This window comes from Mucilaginibacter sp. OK098 (assembly GCF_900142915.1).
Lineage (GTDB): Bacteria > Bacteroidota > Bacteroidia > Sphingobacteriales > Sphingobacteriaceae > Mucilaginibacter.
The window spans coordinates 906439-923899 of sequence record NZ_FRCM01000001.1; the positions used below are offsets into that span (position 1 = coordinate 906439).

Annotated in this window: 7 protein-coding genes; all 7 read right to left on the reverse strand. The window is 40.5% G+C overall.

Annotation, left to right across the window (positions count from 1 at the left end; all coding sequences use genetic code 11):
- Positions 1 to 63: 63 nt before the first annotated feature.
- The 7 genes from BUE31_RS03655 to BUE31_RS03685 all read right to left on the reverse strand — a co-directional run bounded on the left by BUE31_RS03655 (position 64) and on the right by BUE31_RS03685 (position 17409).
- Positions 64 to 2487, reverse strand: coding sequence for an ABC transporter permease (locus BUE31_RS03655; RefSeq protein WP_073400351.1), 2424 nt, complete (start codon positions 2485 to 2487; stop codon positions 64 to 66).
- Between the two features lie 125 nt (positions 2488 to 2612).
- Positions 2613 to 4997, reverse strand: a complete 2385-nt coding sequence (locus tag BUE31_RS03660) for an ABC transporter permease (protein WP_073400353.1) — start codon at positions 4995 to 4997, stop codon at positions 2613 to 2615.
- Positions 4998 to 5110: 113 nt separating this feature from the next.
- A complete protein-coding gene (locus BUE31_RS03665) occupies positions 5111 to 7483 on the reverse strand; it encodes an ABC transporter permease (RefSeq protein ID WP_073400355.1) in 2373 nt (790 codons plus the stop codon).
- Between the two features lie 98 nt (positions 7484 to 7581).
- Entirely contained in the window at positions 7582 to 9933 is a 2352-nt protein-coding gene (locus tag BUE31_RS03670; protein ID WP_073400356.1) for an ABC transporter permease, read from the reverse strand.
- Positions 9934 to 10032: 99 nt separating this feature from the next.
- Positions 10033 to 12426 (reverse strand): ABC transporter permease, encoded by a 2394-nt coding sequence (locus tag BUE31_RS03675; RefSeq protein ID WP_073400358.1) that lies wholly within the window; start codon positions 12424 to 12426, stop codon positions 10033 to 10035.
- A 120-nt stretch (positions 12427 to 12546) separates the two neighbouring features.
- Complete coding sequence (locus BUE31_RS03680) at positions 12547 to 14925, reverse strand: ABC transporter permease (RefSeq protein ID WP_073400360.1); 2379 nt, start codon at positions 14923 to 14925, stop codon at positions 12547 to 12549.
- Between the two features lie 126 nt (positions 14926 to 15051).
- The gene (locus BUE31_RS03685; RefSeq protein ID WP_073400362.1) at positions 15052 to 17409 is read right to left on the reverse strand and encodes an ABC transporter permease; all 2358 of its coding nucleotides are present in this window, start codon (positions 17407 to 17409) and stop codon (positions 15052 to 15054) included.
- Positions 17410 to 17461 lie beyond the last annotated feature (52 nt).

Sequence of the window (17461 nt, forward strand, 5' to 3'; positions counted from 1 at the left end):
ATTAAGTTAGTCAAACTGAATCCAAATCCGACCCATCCAATGACTAATGACCAATGACTAACCTCACTCACTTTTAAGGCTTTTAACCGGGTTTGTAATGGCGGCTTTTATTGATTGAAAACTGATGGTTACAAAAGCTATAATTATTGCACCGCCACCGGCAAGAGCTAAGATCCACCATTGAATATTTTGGCGGTAAGCGAATCCCTGCAGCCAGCTATGCATGGCCCACCAGGCCAGCGGCGTTGCCAGCACAATAGCTACAAGTACCAGTATAATAAAATCCTTCGACAGCATGCCTACTATGGTTGAAATATTGGCACCCAAAACTTTCCTGATCCCAATTTCTTTAGTGCGTTGCTCTGCAGCATAAGCGGCCAGGCCAAACAACCCCAGGCAGGCAATTACAATAGCAAGCGACGTAAACGCAACGGAGATTGTGCCAATCCGCTGCTCTGAACGGTAAATGGCATCAAAATCCTCATCCATAAATGAATAATTAAATTCCTGGGTTGGGGAAAACGAGTTGTACTTATTTTTTATCTGTTGGATTATTGCCGGAATATTGGCAGACCTGATCCGCACACTTACCGCTCCCCTGTCTTCATCCATGTTAAAAATCAACGGGGTTATATTATCCTTTAGCGATCTGAAATTGAAATTTTTCATTACCCCGATGACATGATACTTCTTTATATTTTTGCCCATCCTGTCATTCGGCGTATAAAGAAACTGATCTATAGGGTTTGAAAAGTCGAGCATTTTCGCGGCGGCTTCATTAATAATCAAAGCAGTTGAATCAGTGAGGATTTCCTTAGAAAAATTTCTGCCCTTTACTATTTTTATTCCAAGAGTAGGCAGGTAATTTTCATCTGACGGCCATATTTGTGTAAGTATCGCCCGTTTTTGGTTCATTACAGGGTCTTTAAAAAATGTGGTACTGTTGCCATATCCGCCAGTTGGCAAAGCGCCGCTAAGTGAAGCATCCTGTACGCCTGCCAGGCCCTTAACTTCATCACGGAAGGATTTGGCGGCCTTACCGATCGACCAAACGTTGCGTACGATCATTACGTGATCGCGATTATAGCCCAGATCTTTACTTTGGATATACTTAAGCTGGTTATATATCACCAGCGTGCCAATAATTAGAAAAATGGAAATGAAAAACTGGAAAACAACCAATGTACTACGGAATATACCACCTTTAAAGCCTGATGCTATTTTCCCTTTCAATACATCGATAGGCTGAAAAGCTGAAAGGTACAAAGCGGGATATGAGCCTGCCAGGCAGCCAATCACAATAATTATCAGCAATAAGGTTGGTAATAACCACGATATTATTTGAGCGGTTATGATGAGTTCTTTGCCGGCCATTTTATTAAACGCCGGTAAAAAGAGCCAGGCAGCCAATAGTGCAATAAGTGTGGCAAATAAGGTTACTAATACCGATTCTGTTAAAAACTGGGCTATCAGGTATTTACGCGGCGATCCTAATACTTTACGCACCCCAACCTCGCGGGCACGGTTTGATGACCGCGCAGTAGAAAGGTTCATGAAATTAACACAGGCAATAAGTAAAATAAATATAGCAACGGCCGAAAATATATACACATATTTTATATCGCCATTCGGGCTCATTTCGGCAATACTATTTGAATGAAGGTGTATTCTTTCAAGTGGAATAAAACTGAGCTTGTAATAATTGCCTGCTTTTTCAAAGTCGCTAAATGTTAAATGTATCATGCTTTGTAGTTGCGGACCTGCATGCTTTATCATGAACTCAGGCATTTTAGCCGTAAGCTTATTGATGTCAGCACCTTTTCTGAGCACTATGTAAGTATTGAAATTATTGCTTAACCAGGCGTCTTCTTTACTTTCGGCCAAACCGGGCATCGCAATAAAAAAATCGTAATTAAAATGCGATTGTTTAGGGATATCCTTAATTACCGCGGTTACCTTATATAGTGAAGTATCGTTAAAAGTTAATGTTTGCCCAACCACATTTGTACGGTCGAAATATTTTCTGGCCATTCTTTCGGTAATAACAACCGTATGGGGCTCAGTTAATGCATTTGAGGTGCTGCCGCTAATCATTGGCAGCGTAAAAATGCTGAATATGGAATTATCAGCATATACCATCCTGTCTTCAACTATATTTTGCCTGCCTTTTTTTACCTGGTTTCCGCCGTTATCCCTAAATCGTGCCACCTGCTCAATCTCGGGGAAATCTGCTTTCATAGCCGCCGCCGTTGGTGCCGGGGATACAGCGTAGGAGTTTTCGTTGCCGCCGAATTTTATATTATTGTTTATACGATAGATCCTGTCGGCTTTGGTATTAAACCTGTCAAAGCTTAATTCATCAAACACGTAAAATACAATAAGCAGGCAGGTAGCCAGGCCCAAAGCAAGGCCGAGCACGTTAATAAAGGTAAATCCCTTATTCTTCATCAGTCCGCGAAAAGCGGTTTTAATATAGTTTTTTATCATGGCGATTTGTTTTAGGTGAACTGTTAGCTTATGGGCCTTTGAATTAGACGACTTATTAACTTATTAGGTTGCACCTGTTTTACATTAATTAATTATAATTCATACAATTAATTCACCTTTTACCCCTATTCGCTCCTTAAACTTTTAACCGGATTTGCCAATGCTGCTTTAATAGCCTGGAAGCTTACTGTTGTAACAGCAATCATCATCGCTAATATGCCGGCCACAGCAAACACCCACCAGCCGATATTTACTTTGTAGGCAAAATCTTTTAACCAGCTATGCATCCCAATCCATGCAATCGGGAAGGCAATTATTGCTGCAATACCCACCAGTAGCATAAACTCTTTTGATAACATATTTACTATTCCCGGAACACTTGCACCCAGTACTTTCCTGATCCCAATTTCGCGGGTACGCTGTAAGGTGCTGTAAGAAGCAAGACCCAACAGGCCCAGGCAAGAGATCATGATAGCCAGCACAGCAAAGTACATAAACAGCTTACCAAACCTGTCTTCAGTTGCGTACTGTTTATTGAAATTCTGATCTAAAAAATAATAGGTTAGCGGCCTTTGCGGAACTAATGTTTTCCATTTGCTTTGCACAGCAGCGATAGTATTTGGGATATCACCGCCTTTGACTTTTAGCGTAAATACATTTATGTTGTGCAAGTTTATTCTCAGATTTAAGGGCTTAACATTTTGCTGCAGCGATTCGAAATGAAAATCCTGTACAACCCCGATAATTGTACCTTTACGCCCCCATTGATTAAACTTTTTACCTATTGCGTCTTTAGCCGATGCATAACCGAGGTCTTTTACGGTTGTTTCATTTATAACAAAAGCTTTTGTTGAATCGGTAGCAAACTCGTTTGAAAATGCACGCCCGGCAACCATTTTCATTCCGTATTGAGGGATAAAATCAAAATCGACATCGTAAAGGTTCATATTCATTGACAGCAAACTGCCCGAATGACTTTCAACTTCTGAATAAGCAACGCTATTACCGTTTCCCGGTGTTGTGCCAGAGCCGGATGCGGATAGTACTCCATTGATCTGCTTTAGCTCATGCTTTATAGTTTCGCTCATGCTTTGGGCAAGGGAGTCGCCGCTAAAATCAAGGATCAGCATTTGATCTTTTTGAAAACCCAGCGACTGGTTTCGCATGTAATTGAGTTGGTTATACACAATAATAGTACCCACAATAAGCACTATTGATATAGTGAATTGTACAACAACAAGGCCTTTTCGTAAAAAGATCCCTTTAACAGACGAGGTAAAACGCCCTTTGAGTACGGTTGTAATATCAAAATTAGTAAGTATGAGTGCGGGATAAATACCTGCAATAAATCCAATTGCCAGCGCTATAATAAAAAGTATAAAAATATAACCGTGCTCAATAATACTATGACTGATAATCTTGCCCGCCAATTGATTAAACATTGGCAATAACAGTTGGCTTAACGCCGCCGCAATGACAAATGAGATTAAGCAAATGATAACTGACTCGCCTAAAAACTGCGCGGTAAGTTGCCCCCTTTCTGCCCCCACCACTTTGCGGATCCCTACTTCTTTTGCCCGTTCTGTGGCTCTTGCAGTGGTAAGGTTTATAAAATTTATACAGGCAATCAACAAAATAAATATGGCCACTATTGAAAATATGTACACATTTGAAAGATTGCCATTAACCGGTGCCCCTCTGAAAGTATCCATATAAACTTCTTTTAACGGTTCCACAAACAGCACGTAGTTATAGCCTTTTCTACGTTTATCCTCGCTGATATGCTTTATTAAAAAATTCGGGAGCTTTGCCTGCAGTTTTGCGGCAGCGCCCGCGTCGGGGATCAACAGGTAGGTAGAGTTGCTGAAATTACCCCATTCATTCATATTTATCAACTTCATCTTTTCCATTGTTGAGGCAGAAATCAACATATCAAAGCTGAAGTGCGAATTGAGGGGAACATCTTTAATTACACCGGTAATGGTGACTGGCTGCTTGTCATTTAAGCGGAGTGTTTTACCAACAACATCTGTACTGCCAAAATATTTTTTTGCCATAGTTTCCGTCAATACCATGCTGAATGGATCTTTAAGCGCAGTTTCAGGATTGCCATGGATAAATGGAAAGGTAAAGATCTTAAATATGGCAGGATCAGTAAAGCTGATATTGTTTTCCTGGAACTTCTCGTTTTTGTTCGTCACTAAAAAACTTGCTCCAAAAACCCTGGTATTTGCTTTTACTTCCGGGTAATCAGCCTGTAATGCAGGCCCCATAGGCGGGGATGCACTACTCCAGTGAAGCACTTCGTTTGGTGATTTAATATCTGTATTCAGCCTGTATACCTGGCCGAAGTTTTGGTTAAACTTGTCATAGCTCAACTCAAACCGCACATACATGAAGATGAGGAAACAGGCTGCCATTCCTACTGCAAGCCCTATTATATTTATCAGCGAAAAGCTTTTATGCCTCCAAAGGTTTCTGAAAGCAATTTTTATATAGTTCTTTATCATTTTATTTAGTCATTAGCCATTATGTCATTGGTCATTAGTGTCTTAAAGCGGTTTCATTGGACCTTTTGATCAATCATCCGGTTAAACAAATGACTAATGCCCAATGACTAACATTACTCGGAACGCAAGCTCTTTACCGGGTTCATCATTGCCGCTTTAATTGATTGAAAACTTATGGTAACAATAGCTATTATTACGGCTGCAATACCTGCAAGGGCAAACACCCACCAGTTTATTGCAATCCTGTATTGATAGGTTTTGAGCCAGTTGTGCATTGCCCAGTAAGCTACCGGGAAAGCCACCAGGCACGATAGTACAACCAACTGCAAAAACTCCATTGAAAGTAAACCTGCCAAACCTGGCACACTTGCGCCAAGCACTTTACGGATGCCAATTTCTTTGGTACGCCGTTCTGCTGTATAGGCAGCTAAGCCAAATAAGCCAAGGCACGAAATGATGATTGCAAGCGACGCAAATACCCTTGATAGCTTGCTTACCAGCATTTCAGATTTAAACATCTGGTTAAACTGGTCGTCAACAAAACGGTAATCGAATGGATAAGCCGGGTTATATTTTTTTAATACAGCCTGCAGGTTTGCCAGCGATTTTTCAACATCATTTTGCGATTTCAGGCGCACATACATAATTGTTGCATGTCGCGGGGGCACACTCCAAAACATTACCGGATCGGGTTTGCCATACATATCGCCATATACATAATCATTCACAACGCCTACAACTATGGCAGATGTTGTATCGCCTTCACCATGAACAGTTTTCCCAACAGCGCTGCCTTTGCCCATTAACTTAGCCATTGATTCGGTTATAACCATTCTTAAAGGCGTGTTGGTGTCTGCCATCGTAAGATTCCGCCCTTCCAGTATTTTCAGACCAGAGGTTTCCATAAATTCAGGAGTTACATAACGTTGTGATACCAACACCTGTGAGCCGGCAGGCTTGCTGGCCCAGGTAAGGCCAGATGTGTTGTTTCCGTTATAAATAATACCATGATCGGCAAGTGCAACGTTTGATACGTAACCGGTGCTTAAAAACTCCTGTTTTATAGGATTATAATTTTTGGCCATATCGCCCTGCAGATCCATTTCAACAAGGTTATCCTTATTAAAACCCAGTTTCCTGTCTTTAACATGCTGGATCTGCTGGTAAACTATTATGGTACTAATAATCAGTACTATTGATGCTGTAAATTGCAAAACCACCAATCCCTTCCGGATATAGGAAGCACCACTATCCTTCATTTTTATCCCTTTTAATACGGACACAGGGTTAAACGAAGACAGGTACAATGACGGGTAACTACCCGCAATAATTCCACAGGTTATAGCTATAAACAGCAAAGCAACAAGATGATAGGGATTGCCAAAGCCCGGCACTAGCTGTTTTTGAACTAATATATTGAAGGCCGGCAATACAAGCATGATAATTATTACCGCAAATATTGCGGAGATAAATGCCATAAATATGGCTTCGCCTATAAATTGGAAAATCAGAAGTTTCTTCCCGGCACCAAGTACTTTACGAACGCCTACCTCACGGGCACGTTTTTCGCTACGGGCAGTAGCCAGGTTCATGAAGTTAATACAGGCTATGAACAGAATGATCCACGCAATTATGGTAAACAAATGAACATATTCAATTTGACCACCACCTGTTTTTTTGCCATCCTTAAAATCATCATACAGGTGCCAGTCGTTCATTGAAAACAAAAATGAATGACCTAAGGTTGTGGGGACTCGTTTTTGGATATAATTATAAAGCTGCTTATTTACAGTTTCCGGATCTACACCGGGTTTTAGTTCAGCATAAGTGATTGTTGATTGATTCCCCCACTCTTTTAACCACGGACTTTGATCAAAATAAATTTTATAAGGCATAAACCATTCAACCTGTAGTGAAGAATTAGCCGGAAAATTTTTAATAACGCCCGATACTGTATAATCCTGCTTATTATCAACTCTTATACTTTTACCTATAACACCTTTATCGGTACCAAAAAACTTTATGGCAGTTTTTTCGGTTATAACAAGCGAATGAAGCTGTGAAAATGCCGAAACAGCATTACCCTCTACAAATGGCAGGGTAAACATGCTGAAAATAGCAGGGTCGGCGTATTTGCCAGAGGCGAAGACTGATTTATCTCCTTTCGAAAAAAGCAGCGACGTGCCACCTTCAGATGCACGTGCAGTATTTGCAATGCCAGGAAGTTCAGCCTTCATAGCCGGGCCCATTAATCCGGGGGTCGAAGAATGCGTAAATACATAAGTATCATACTTTTGGTTTTCACGCACAATGTAAAGCCTGTCTTTCTTTGTGTTTACCGAATCGAAGTTTACTTCATCCTCAACCCATAAAAAAATAAGCGATGCGCAAGCAATTCCTATAGCCAGGCCCCCTATATTTAAAAAGCTATAGCCTTTGTTCCTGGTAAGGCTGCGCCACATGGTTTTTATGTAATTCCGTATCATGTTTTAGTCATTTGTCATTGTGTCATTAGTCATTGGTGTCTGGTGGTTAATAGCCAGATTTGTAGTTTTGAGCAATCCAACTAATCTCTAGCCTCTAATCACTCGGAACGCAGGCTCTTAACCGGGTTTGCCATTGCGGCGCTCATGGTGTTAAGGCTTACCACAATCATAGTTAGCAATAAAATGAGGGCACCTACAGCGCCAAACATCCAAATGCTGATATCGATGTGATAAGCATATTTTTGCAGCCAATTATGCATCATCCACCAGGTTAGCGGTACCGATATTACAAAGGCCACCAGTACCAGTTTTAAAAACTCTGTAGCTATAAGCATTAATAATTGTTTTAAACTAGCGCCCAATACCTTGCGGATCCCAATTTCGCGGAAACGTTTTTCAATGGTGAATGAGGCTAAACCAGCAAGGCCGATACAGCAGATGAAGATTGCCAGGCCAGCAAAAATGTTGGTTAAATGGCTAATCAGCTCTTCGGCAATAAATTTCTTCCCAAACTCCTGGTCAACAAACTGGTATTCAAAAATATCGGCCGGGCTGTATCTGGTATAGATCTTTTTATAAAGCTCAATTGCTTTTTGTGGCTGTACAGCATCATTTAGTCGTGTGGTGATATAGGAAGAGCCGCGGGCACTATAATACACCATTAGTGGATCAACAGGAGCATAAGGCGAGGTCATCACCACATTGTCAATTACGCCTATCACAGTGTACTTTTTTGGTCCGTAGCTCATTTGCATACCAACCGGGTTTTTGACTTTCATCGCATCAATAGCCGCTTTATTTAGTATCATAGAGACAGAATCAGAAGGTGTGCCTGAAAAATCCCTGCCCTGCAACAGTTTAATGCCCATAGTTTTGGTAAAATCCACATCGGTTTGGATGCCTGAAAATATAATTTTAGCATCAGTAGGCATTCCCTGCCATGATGGAGAGGGCGACCGCCACCAGATATCGGTGATTGGCGATGAAGTGCGGGTAACTTCTTTTATTAATCCTGATTTTAACAGATCGTTTTTAATAGCTGCATAGTTTTTGTCTGTAGCCTGGGTTGATGGCAGCATGATCAGGTTATTGGTGTTATAGCCAAGATTCCTGTCCTTAACATGCTGAATTTGTTTATATATAATAAGCGTGGCCGCGATCAGGAAAATGGAGATCACAAACTGGCCTACAACCAGGATCCTCCTTGGTAATACCGCACTTTTTCCGGCTGCAAATGTGCCTTTTAATACCTTAACCGGATTAAAGGAAGAAAGATATAAGGCAGGATAGCTGCCTGCCATAACACCAGTAAACAGAATAATTATTACAGACCCCGCCCAGAATAATGGATCGGCAAGGTTTAAATGCAATTGTTTATTAACCAAAGAGTTAAATGATGGCATTAATAAAAATACAGCTATAACCGAGAAAACAAATGCAGCAAGCGACAGCATCATTGATTCGGAAAAGAACTGCAGGATGAGTTGTTTTTTATCAGACCCCAGTGTTTTCCTGATCCCAACTTCTTTGGCCCTTTTTTCGGAACGGGCGGTTGAAAGATTCATGAAGTTTACACAGGCAATAAGCAATATGATAATGGCTATAATGGTAAATAGCCGCACATACTCAATTTGCCCGCCTGTGTTTTTGCCGTCTTTATAATCACTGTATAAGTGCCACCTGTTCATTGGCACTGTAAAATAAGTGCTGATCTTGTCGTGATTATGATCAAACATTATTTTATTAATGGATTTCTCTAACTGAATGATATTAGGATTAGGCACTGTTTGGATATAAACCATGTATGATGAGTTCTGCCATTCCTTCATGGCGTTCTGAACTTGAGGATCAGATGGGTTAAAAGAGGACATACACTCAAACTGGCGGGTTGAATTGCCAGGCATATCAGCAATAACGGCTGTAACTTTAAGTAGCTGGTTATCGGCCTTAAGTGTTTTATTAATCGGATCGGCAGTGCCGAAAAAAGATTTTGCTGCTGATTCTGTTAAAACAAGGCTGTTTGGCTCTGTTAAAGCTGTAGAGGCGCTGCCCTTAATAAACTTACAGGTAAACATATCAAAATAGCGACCGCCTACTGTAACCAAATTCTTTTTCAATTTGGTTTGCCCGTAAACAAACAGCTGCGGGCTGGCATAGCTTGACATTACCGCATTTTTTATCTGCGGGTAACCGGTTTCCAATGATTTTGCCAGTGGAAACACCATATTATTATCTGTAAATATGTTGTTCTTAAAATCACGATTAGCTATTACCTGGTAAATGCTTTTGTAGTTTGTGTTAAACTTATCAAAAGTAAGCTCATCGTTTACCCATAAAAAAATAAAAATAGTACAGGTAATGCCAATGGTTAAACCAAGCAGGTTGGTAATAGCGAAACCTTTGTTGCGAGAAAGGTTGCGCCAGGCTATTTTTACATAATTTTTTATCATTTTATTTGATTATTAGTTATTGGTGCTTAAGATATTGTAGGCATTGGACATTTTAATTAATCATCCCAATAAACAAATGACTAATGCCCAATGACTATCTTACTCTGAACGCAAACTATCCACCGGGTTAGCTATCCCCGCTTTTATTGCATGGTAGCTTACCGTTACAATTGCTGTTAAAACTGCTACAAAACCCGCTGCTGCAAACATCCACCATGAAATGGTTATCCGGTAAGCAAAGCCTTCCAGCCATTTGTGCATTGCCCACCAGGCTATTGGTGAAGCAATTACAATTGACAATATGACCAGCGCTAAAAAGTCACGCGATAACAAAGTATTAATTGATGCCAGGCTGGCACCCAATACTTTGCGGATGCCGATTTCCTTAGTACGTTGTTCGATGGTGAAGGCTGCTAAACCAAATAATCCGAGCGTAGCAAGAATTATAGTGATATAAGTGAATACGCCAAATATAGAAGCGAGGCGGTCTTCCGCCTTGTATTGCGCATTAAAGGCATCATCCATAAATGTGTAATCGAATGGCGTATCCTTATCATATTTTTTGTAGATAGCCTGCATTTTGCCGAGCAAAGTAGGCAGGTTGGTATGCGGTTTTATCCTGGCAAGCAGACTGCAACCATCTCTGCTAAAAAACGGCATATTATCAGGCGCGATATAAAGGACTAAACCCGATATTTCCGACTGCAACGAACTAAAGTTAAAATTCTTCAATACGCCGATAACTTTAAATTTCTGATTGCCCGACTGAACGTAGCTGCCGATAGGATTAGCAGGCAGGTGAAGTTTTTCAATAGCCGCCTCGTTTATCACCAGCCGGTCCATACCGGCGAGCTTTTGGTCGGCAGCCGGTGCATATTTCCATTTTAATCCTAACGTTTTAATGTACTGGTCATCAGCCAAAAGTGATGAAACCATAATATTATCATCCTTGGTTTTACCATTGAAAGAATTCATATCATGGCCGCCAAACATTGCGTAGTGCGAAGTAGCGGCGCCCTCAATACCGCTTAACGACTTTATATCCTGCTTAAATGCCTGGTAGTTGTTGCCAAAAGTATTGTGAACCGGTATCATTACCACATTTTCGCGGTTAACGCCGGTATCTGCGTGCCTGAAAAAGTAAAGCTGGCGGTCAATAACAATACCGCAAATGATAAGACCTACCGATATGGCAAATTGCAACGTAGTAAATACTTTTCGTACCACAACGCCACCCGTACTTTTGCCCATTTTGCCTTTCAGAGTTGCAACCGGTTTAAATGCCGATAGAACCAAAGATGGATAACTACCTGCTATTAAGATTGTTAATATTAATAGTGCAAACAACAAAATTAATACCGTAGGGCTGTATAAAAATGTGTCATCAATTTTAAGCTGAAGCACATTTAAAAACCATGGTTTAAAAGCGTAACATAATAAATAACCCAGCACGAACGATATGGTTGCAAACATTGCCGACTCTATATAAAATTGAGTGGCAATGGTTTTCCTGCTCGCCCCTGCTACTTTTCGCACACCAACTTCTTTAGCCCGAAGCGTTGCGCGGGCGGTTGAAAGGCTCATGTAATTAACCAGTGCCAGCAGCAATATCAATATGGCAACCAGCGGGAAGATCTTTAGGTATTTTGTGTTTGACGAATCGCCGAAATTGCTTTTTAAGTGTGAATCAGGCAATGCGGCCAGTGAATAATGTACATTATCGAATGTTTTTTCCTGCCTGGCCATCAGATCGAGGTTACGCCTTAGCGCAGCGGTATCCGAGGCATGATTTAATAAAAGATAAATAGAAAAATTGCCAAAACTAATTTCTTTTGTTCCTGTGTATAACGATGCCTCCTTCATTTTAAGGAGGCTTTGGTTTGAAGTAACAAAATTGAATTCGATTGAGGAATTCGACGGGTTATTTTTGGCAACGCCTGTAACCTGGTAGGTAAAGGCGCTATCGGTTTTTAATGTAATGATTTTACCGATTGGGTTTTCATCACCAAAATACTTTTTCGCCATATCTTCGGATAATACCACGGTGAACGGCTTATCAAACACATTTGAAGCATTGCCTGATATGAGTTTAAATGAAAAGAAGCTAAAGAAATTTTCATCGGCAAACAGCAGTTTCTTTTCTGAATATTTCGAATCGGGCTTTTCAGGGTTGCTTGCAATTACCGGTTTAAAATAGGCCATAGTCCTCATGTAATCCTTAACAATCGGCTGGCGCTGCTTAATTATATCTGCGGCTGCATAGCTCATATAAGCCATACTCATGGTTGTTCCACCCACTTTAATGGACGCCCGCGGACTAAAAATTTGGTCGGCATTTTTATGAAAACTGTCATAGCTCGTTTCATGGGCTACGTACATCATTATCATCATACAAACAGCTAAGCCAACGGCCAGGCCTGTTATATTGATAAGGCTAAACAATCGTTGTTTAACCAGGTTTCGCCATGCGATTTTTATATAGTTGAGTATCATTTTATTTAGTTATTAGTCATTTCGCTTTGCTGTCATTGGTCATTGGTTCTTCGAGGTGTAAATTATGTCATTGGATATTTAGTTTGTTATCCATCTAAGGAAATGACCCAATGACTAGCCTCACTCAGAACGTAAACATTTAACCGGATTAGCCAAAGCCGCCTTAATAGATTGAAAGCTTATGGTTAAACCGGCTATAATTAAAGAGCCTAAACAGGCATATATAAGGATCAAATAGTTCATATCGATCCGGTATGGGTAGTTTTGCAGCCATTTATTCATAGCATACCACGCCAGCGGCGATGCAATTATAATGGCTATAAATACCAGTTTTAAAAAGTTTATCATTAAAATGGAGCTGATGTTTGCAATACTCGCACCAAGCACTTTACGTACGCCAATTTCTTTTACCCTTTGCTCAATTGATAATGTTGCCAGTCCGAATAAGCCGAGGCAGGAGATGAAAATTGACATTATAGCCGAGATGGTGATAATTTGCTTCCATTTTTTCTCGCTGTCATACTGATCTGCCAGCGAATCAGTTAAAAAATTATAAACTATGGGATAATCGGGAACCAATTTTTTATACTCACGCTGAATAGCATTAATGGCTTTCACTTTTTGGGCAGGATCAATTTTTACCAAAGCTTCGCCATAGGTTGGTTTGGCAAGCTGTTCTATCACCAAAGGATTGATCTTTGAATTCAGCGACGAACTGTGGAAATCATGTACAACGCCAATTACCGTATATTCCTGCTTTCCTTGCTTTATTTTTTTTCCTATCGGGTCATCGTTCCAGCCGGCAGCCTTTATAAATGATTGGTTAACCAGCACCTCTGTGGTATCGCCTGACATGTTTCCAAAGGCGCGCCCCCTGATTACGGGGATGTTTAATTGCTTTAAAAACTGATTGTCAACTTCAAAATAAGGCGTGCTTGTTAGCTTTTTATCGCCAACTTCAAACATGGTAGCATATACGGAAGTAAAAGGAACGTTTTGCCCGGACACACTTTTTATAAAAGGATACTTTGAAAGGTTATTTTTAAACAGATCAAAATTGCGTGGGAGTTGTACATCAACAATGTCTGATGGTTTATAGCCCAGGTCGGTATTGATCAGAAAGTTAAATTGCTTTAACATTACAACTGTACCTATTACTAAAAAAACTGCCACAACAAACTGTACAACAACAAGGCTTTTGCTGAGGTAATTATTACCCGTCATTTTTAACTTGCCGTAAAGCGTTTGTACCGGGCTAAATCCTGAAAGCACAATAGCCGGATAAAAGCCCGATAAAAATGTATTAATGATTAACAGCGCTGTAAAGATGCCTGCGGTTTGCCAGTTTAAAAGATAAGAGGCCTGGAGTTGTTTATCGGCTAATTCATTAAACTCAGGGAGACAAGTTATTAAAATGAATACTGCAATAACGGAGGCGATGAGGGTTAGTATAAACGACTCACCCATAAATTGCACAATAAGTTGTTTACGTGAACTGCCGTTAACCTTGCGGATGCCGATCTCTTTTCCCCGGCGTAACGAGCGCGATAAGGTTAAATTGATAAAATTAATGCAGGCTATAAAAAGGATAAAGCCTGCTATTCCGCCTAATATATATGAATAATCAACCTTGTTTGAGGGTGTTAACCCGTTGCCGGTTCCGTACTCGCCGAGGTGAACATTGTAGTAAGGTTCAAGCTTAAAGGAAGAGCTAAGTTTGGCCCCAAATTTCTTTTTAAAGTCAGCCATTTCTTTACCGGTGTAGCGGTTAAAAACGGCATTCATTTTTTTTTCAACCATCTTCGGGTTTACCTTGGGATTTAAATAAACAAAAGAGTTTAGGAATGAGCTGAACCAATCCATTGCCGTATATTGTTTAGGCAATGAACGTTCAATAGACATCAGAAACTTAAAACGAACAGTTGAATTCTGAGGCACATTTTTTGCAACGCCTGTTACCGTGAATGGAACAAATTTACCATCCTGGTTTATTTGCAATATTTTGCCGATTGCGGTTTCCTTGCCAAAATATTTTTCGGCTATATCTTCTGTAATTACAATATTATCCGGATTGCTCAATACAGATGCAGGGTTCCCTGAAATTAGGGGTAATGAAAAGATCTGAAAAATGCTTTTATCGGCATATAAAATGGGTTCGCTTATAACATCCCCGCCTTTTTTAACTAAGGAACTACCGCCTCCGTTTATCCTGCAAAAATCTTTTATTTCGGGGATCTGTTGTTTAAAGGTTATACCCTCAACACCTCCGGTAAAACCGTTTTTATATTCAGTACCGTCGGGTCGCTGCCCATCTTGCACAATGCGGTATATAGAAGGCCCATTTTCATTAAACCGGTCAAAACTAACTTCGTCTTTAATATATAAAGCAATAAGCATTACACAAGCAAGGCCAACGCTTAACCCAAATATGTTTATCAATGTATAGGTTTTGTTCCTAAACATATTTGTAAATGCCGTTTTAATGTAGTTTCTTATCATTTTATTTGGTCATTAGTCATTCGCTCCGCTGTCATTAGTCATTAGTGCTTTAATTCGGTAAGTTATGCCATTGGCATTTAGTCTAATCACCCGTCCTACTAATGACGTAATGACCAATGACTAAACTCACTCGGAACGCAGGCTCTTTACCGGGTTTACCAGCGCCGCTTTTATTGCCTGGTATGAAATAGTAATGGCCGCAATAATTACTGATGCCGCTATTGATATAACAAAAATTCCCGCTCCAATATTTATATGGTAAGCATAGTTTTGCAGCCAGCTATGCATAGCGTAATAGCCTATGGGCCCTGCAATAAAAAATGCAACGGTTATCAGCAGAATAAATTCTTTTGAAAACAGCGCCACAATACTCATAATTGGTGCTCCCAATACTTTCCTGATCCCTACCTCTTTTGTACGTTGCGACGCTGCGAATGCTATCAATCCGTATAATCCTAAGCAGCCTATAAGGATGGCTATACCTGAAAATAGCTTAAATGCAGTGTAAACCTTTTGTTCCTGGGCATAAAAACTGGCAATATGTTCATCAAGAAACTGATATTGAAATAAATTGTCAGGAAATAACTTCGACCACGATTTACCAATGTTATCAATGGTTTTAGTTATTGCGGATGGTTGAATCTTTATGCAGGCCCGGTAAAAATTTTGTGCCCTGTATTGAAGCACGCAGGCGCGTATTTTTTTATGTTTCGATTCTTCCTGAAAATCCTGCACCACGCCCATTATGGTTGCATCGCGCCCGTTTACTGTAAGGTGAACACCAACAGCTTTGCGCGGATCCATTATGCCCAATTTATGAACCAGGGTTTCATTCACCACAAAATTCTGGATAGTATCAGTTGCAGGCACCTTCCTTATTTTTTCGCCAGCCAGCATTTTAAGACCAAACATATCTGTGTAATTTTCATCAACGAATTTCACATTGGTTACGTCATCTTTTGTCAACCCATATGCTGGTGCAGAAAAACTTGTGGCATTGTTTGCATAAGACGGCGCCCCCGACGAAAAGCTAATTTGCTGCACCCCGGGAGTGCTTGTCAATTGTTGCCGTAGTACTTCGCTTTTGGCTTCATTAGGAACGTAGATCGAAATAATAGCGTCCTTTTGAAAACCAAGGTCCTGGTTTTCAAAATAATCCATTTGATTGGCTACCACTAATGTGCCAACAATCAGTATTTGTGATATGGCAAATTGTGATACCACCAAACCCTTGCGTAATGTAAACCCGCGCGTGAACCCGCCGGCGCTACCGCTTTTTAGCGAGCTTACCGGTTGAAACGCCGACAACACAAATGACGGATATAAGCCCGATAACAGGATAATAACGATGGTAAGCCCGGCTATTATACCAATTACCAACGGTTCCTGTAGTTGCCTCGCATCGATATTTATATTCAGCCATGCACCGGCTTGGGTTAAAAACAAAGCCGCTGTGCTAACACCAAGTATCAGTGCTATTAATACCAGCACGGTGGTTTCGCCCATAAATTGGGTAATTAGCTGGGAGCGCATGGCGCCCAGCACTTTGCGTACCCCAACCTCTTTCGACCGCTTGATAGCCTGTGCCGTGGCCAGGTTGATGAAGTTTATGCAGGCAGTTATGATTATCAGCATGGCTATGCCGAACAAAGCGTAGTAAGTACTTTTCGATGTGGGCGTAATAACGTTATTTATATACCGCTGGTCAAAATGAATATCCTTAATAGGTTGCATTGGCAGCCTGACATCTTTCTCAATCGACCAGTTTTTACGCAGAAACGCTGGCACTTTACTTTGAATATTTTTGATGGATGAATTTGGTGGCAATAAAATAAATGTGAAGAAACCGCCGCCGATGTTCCAAAAGTTGTCCATGTTGTTCTTAATCTGGCTCTTTATGGTTTCCAGTGAAACAATCATTTGCAATGGCAAGCTCCTGTTACCAGGCAGGTCCTTTATCACCCCGGTAACTTTTGCATTAATTTGGTTTTCGATATTGATAACCCTGCCCATAGGATTTGCATCACCAAAATATTTATGAGACAGTGTCTCGGTCAAAACTATGGCGTTAGGCTCATTTAAGGCTGTTTTAGGGTCACCGGCTATCCAGTTAAAATTAAATACACTGATGAAATGTTCGTCTGCAAAAGCGAAATCATTATCCCTGAAACGATTATTACCTACCTTAACCATTACCTCTTTGCTGTACATCACCTGTGTTACCTGCTCCAGCTCCGGGAAGTCGATACGCATTTTTGGGGCGATAGCCAGCGATACGTTCGAATTAAAGTCAATAGCGTTTAGGGTAACCCGGTATATACGATCGGCTTTGGCGTAGTTATCGTAGCTAAGCTCATTGCGAACTATTAAAAAAATAACCAGGCATGCTGCTATACCTAACGTTAAGCCGAATACATTCAAAAAGGCATAACTTAAATTACGCCTTATACTCCTGAATGCTATGATCACATAACTCTTTATCATAATGGTTCATTTGTTTACTTCTTCATTGGTGTTTTTTTAATTGATCTCTAAT

What these genes read in the sequence shown, in the direction of transcription:
- BUE31_RS03655 (WP_073400351.1), bottom strand. Translation starts at nt 2,487, where the DNA reads ATGATAAAAAACTATATTAAAACCGCTTTTCGCGGACTGATGAAGAAT.
- BUE31_RS03660 (WP_073400353.1), bottom strand. Translation starts at nt 4,997, where the DNA reads ATGATAAAGAACTATATAAAAATTGCTTTCAGAAACCTTTGGAGGCAT.
- BUE31_RS03665 (WP_073400355.1), bottom strand. Translation starts at nt 7,483, where the DNA reads ATGATACGGAATTACATAAAAACCATGTGGCGCAGCCTTACCAGGAAC.
- BUE31_RS03670 (WP_073400356.1), bottom strand. Translation starts at nt 9,933, where the DNA reads ATGATAAAAAATTATGTAAAAATAGCCTGGCGCAACCTTTCTCGCAAC.
- BUE31_RS03675 (WP_073400358.1), bottom strand. Translation starts at nt 12,426, where the DNA reads ATGATACTCAACTATATAAAAATCGCATGGCGAAACCTGGTTAAACAA.
- BUE31_RS03680 (WP_073400360.1), bottom strand. Translation starts at nt 14,925, where the DNA reads ATGATAAGAAACTACATTAAAACGGCATTTACAAATATGTTTAGGAAC.
- BUE31_RS03685 (WP_073400362.1), bottom strand. Translation starts at nt 17,409, where the DNA reads ATGATAAAGAGTTATGTGATCATAGCATTCAGGAGTATAAGGCGTAAT.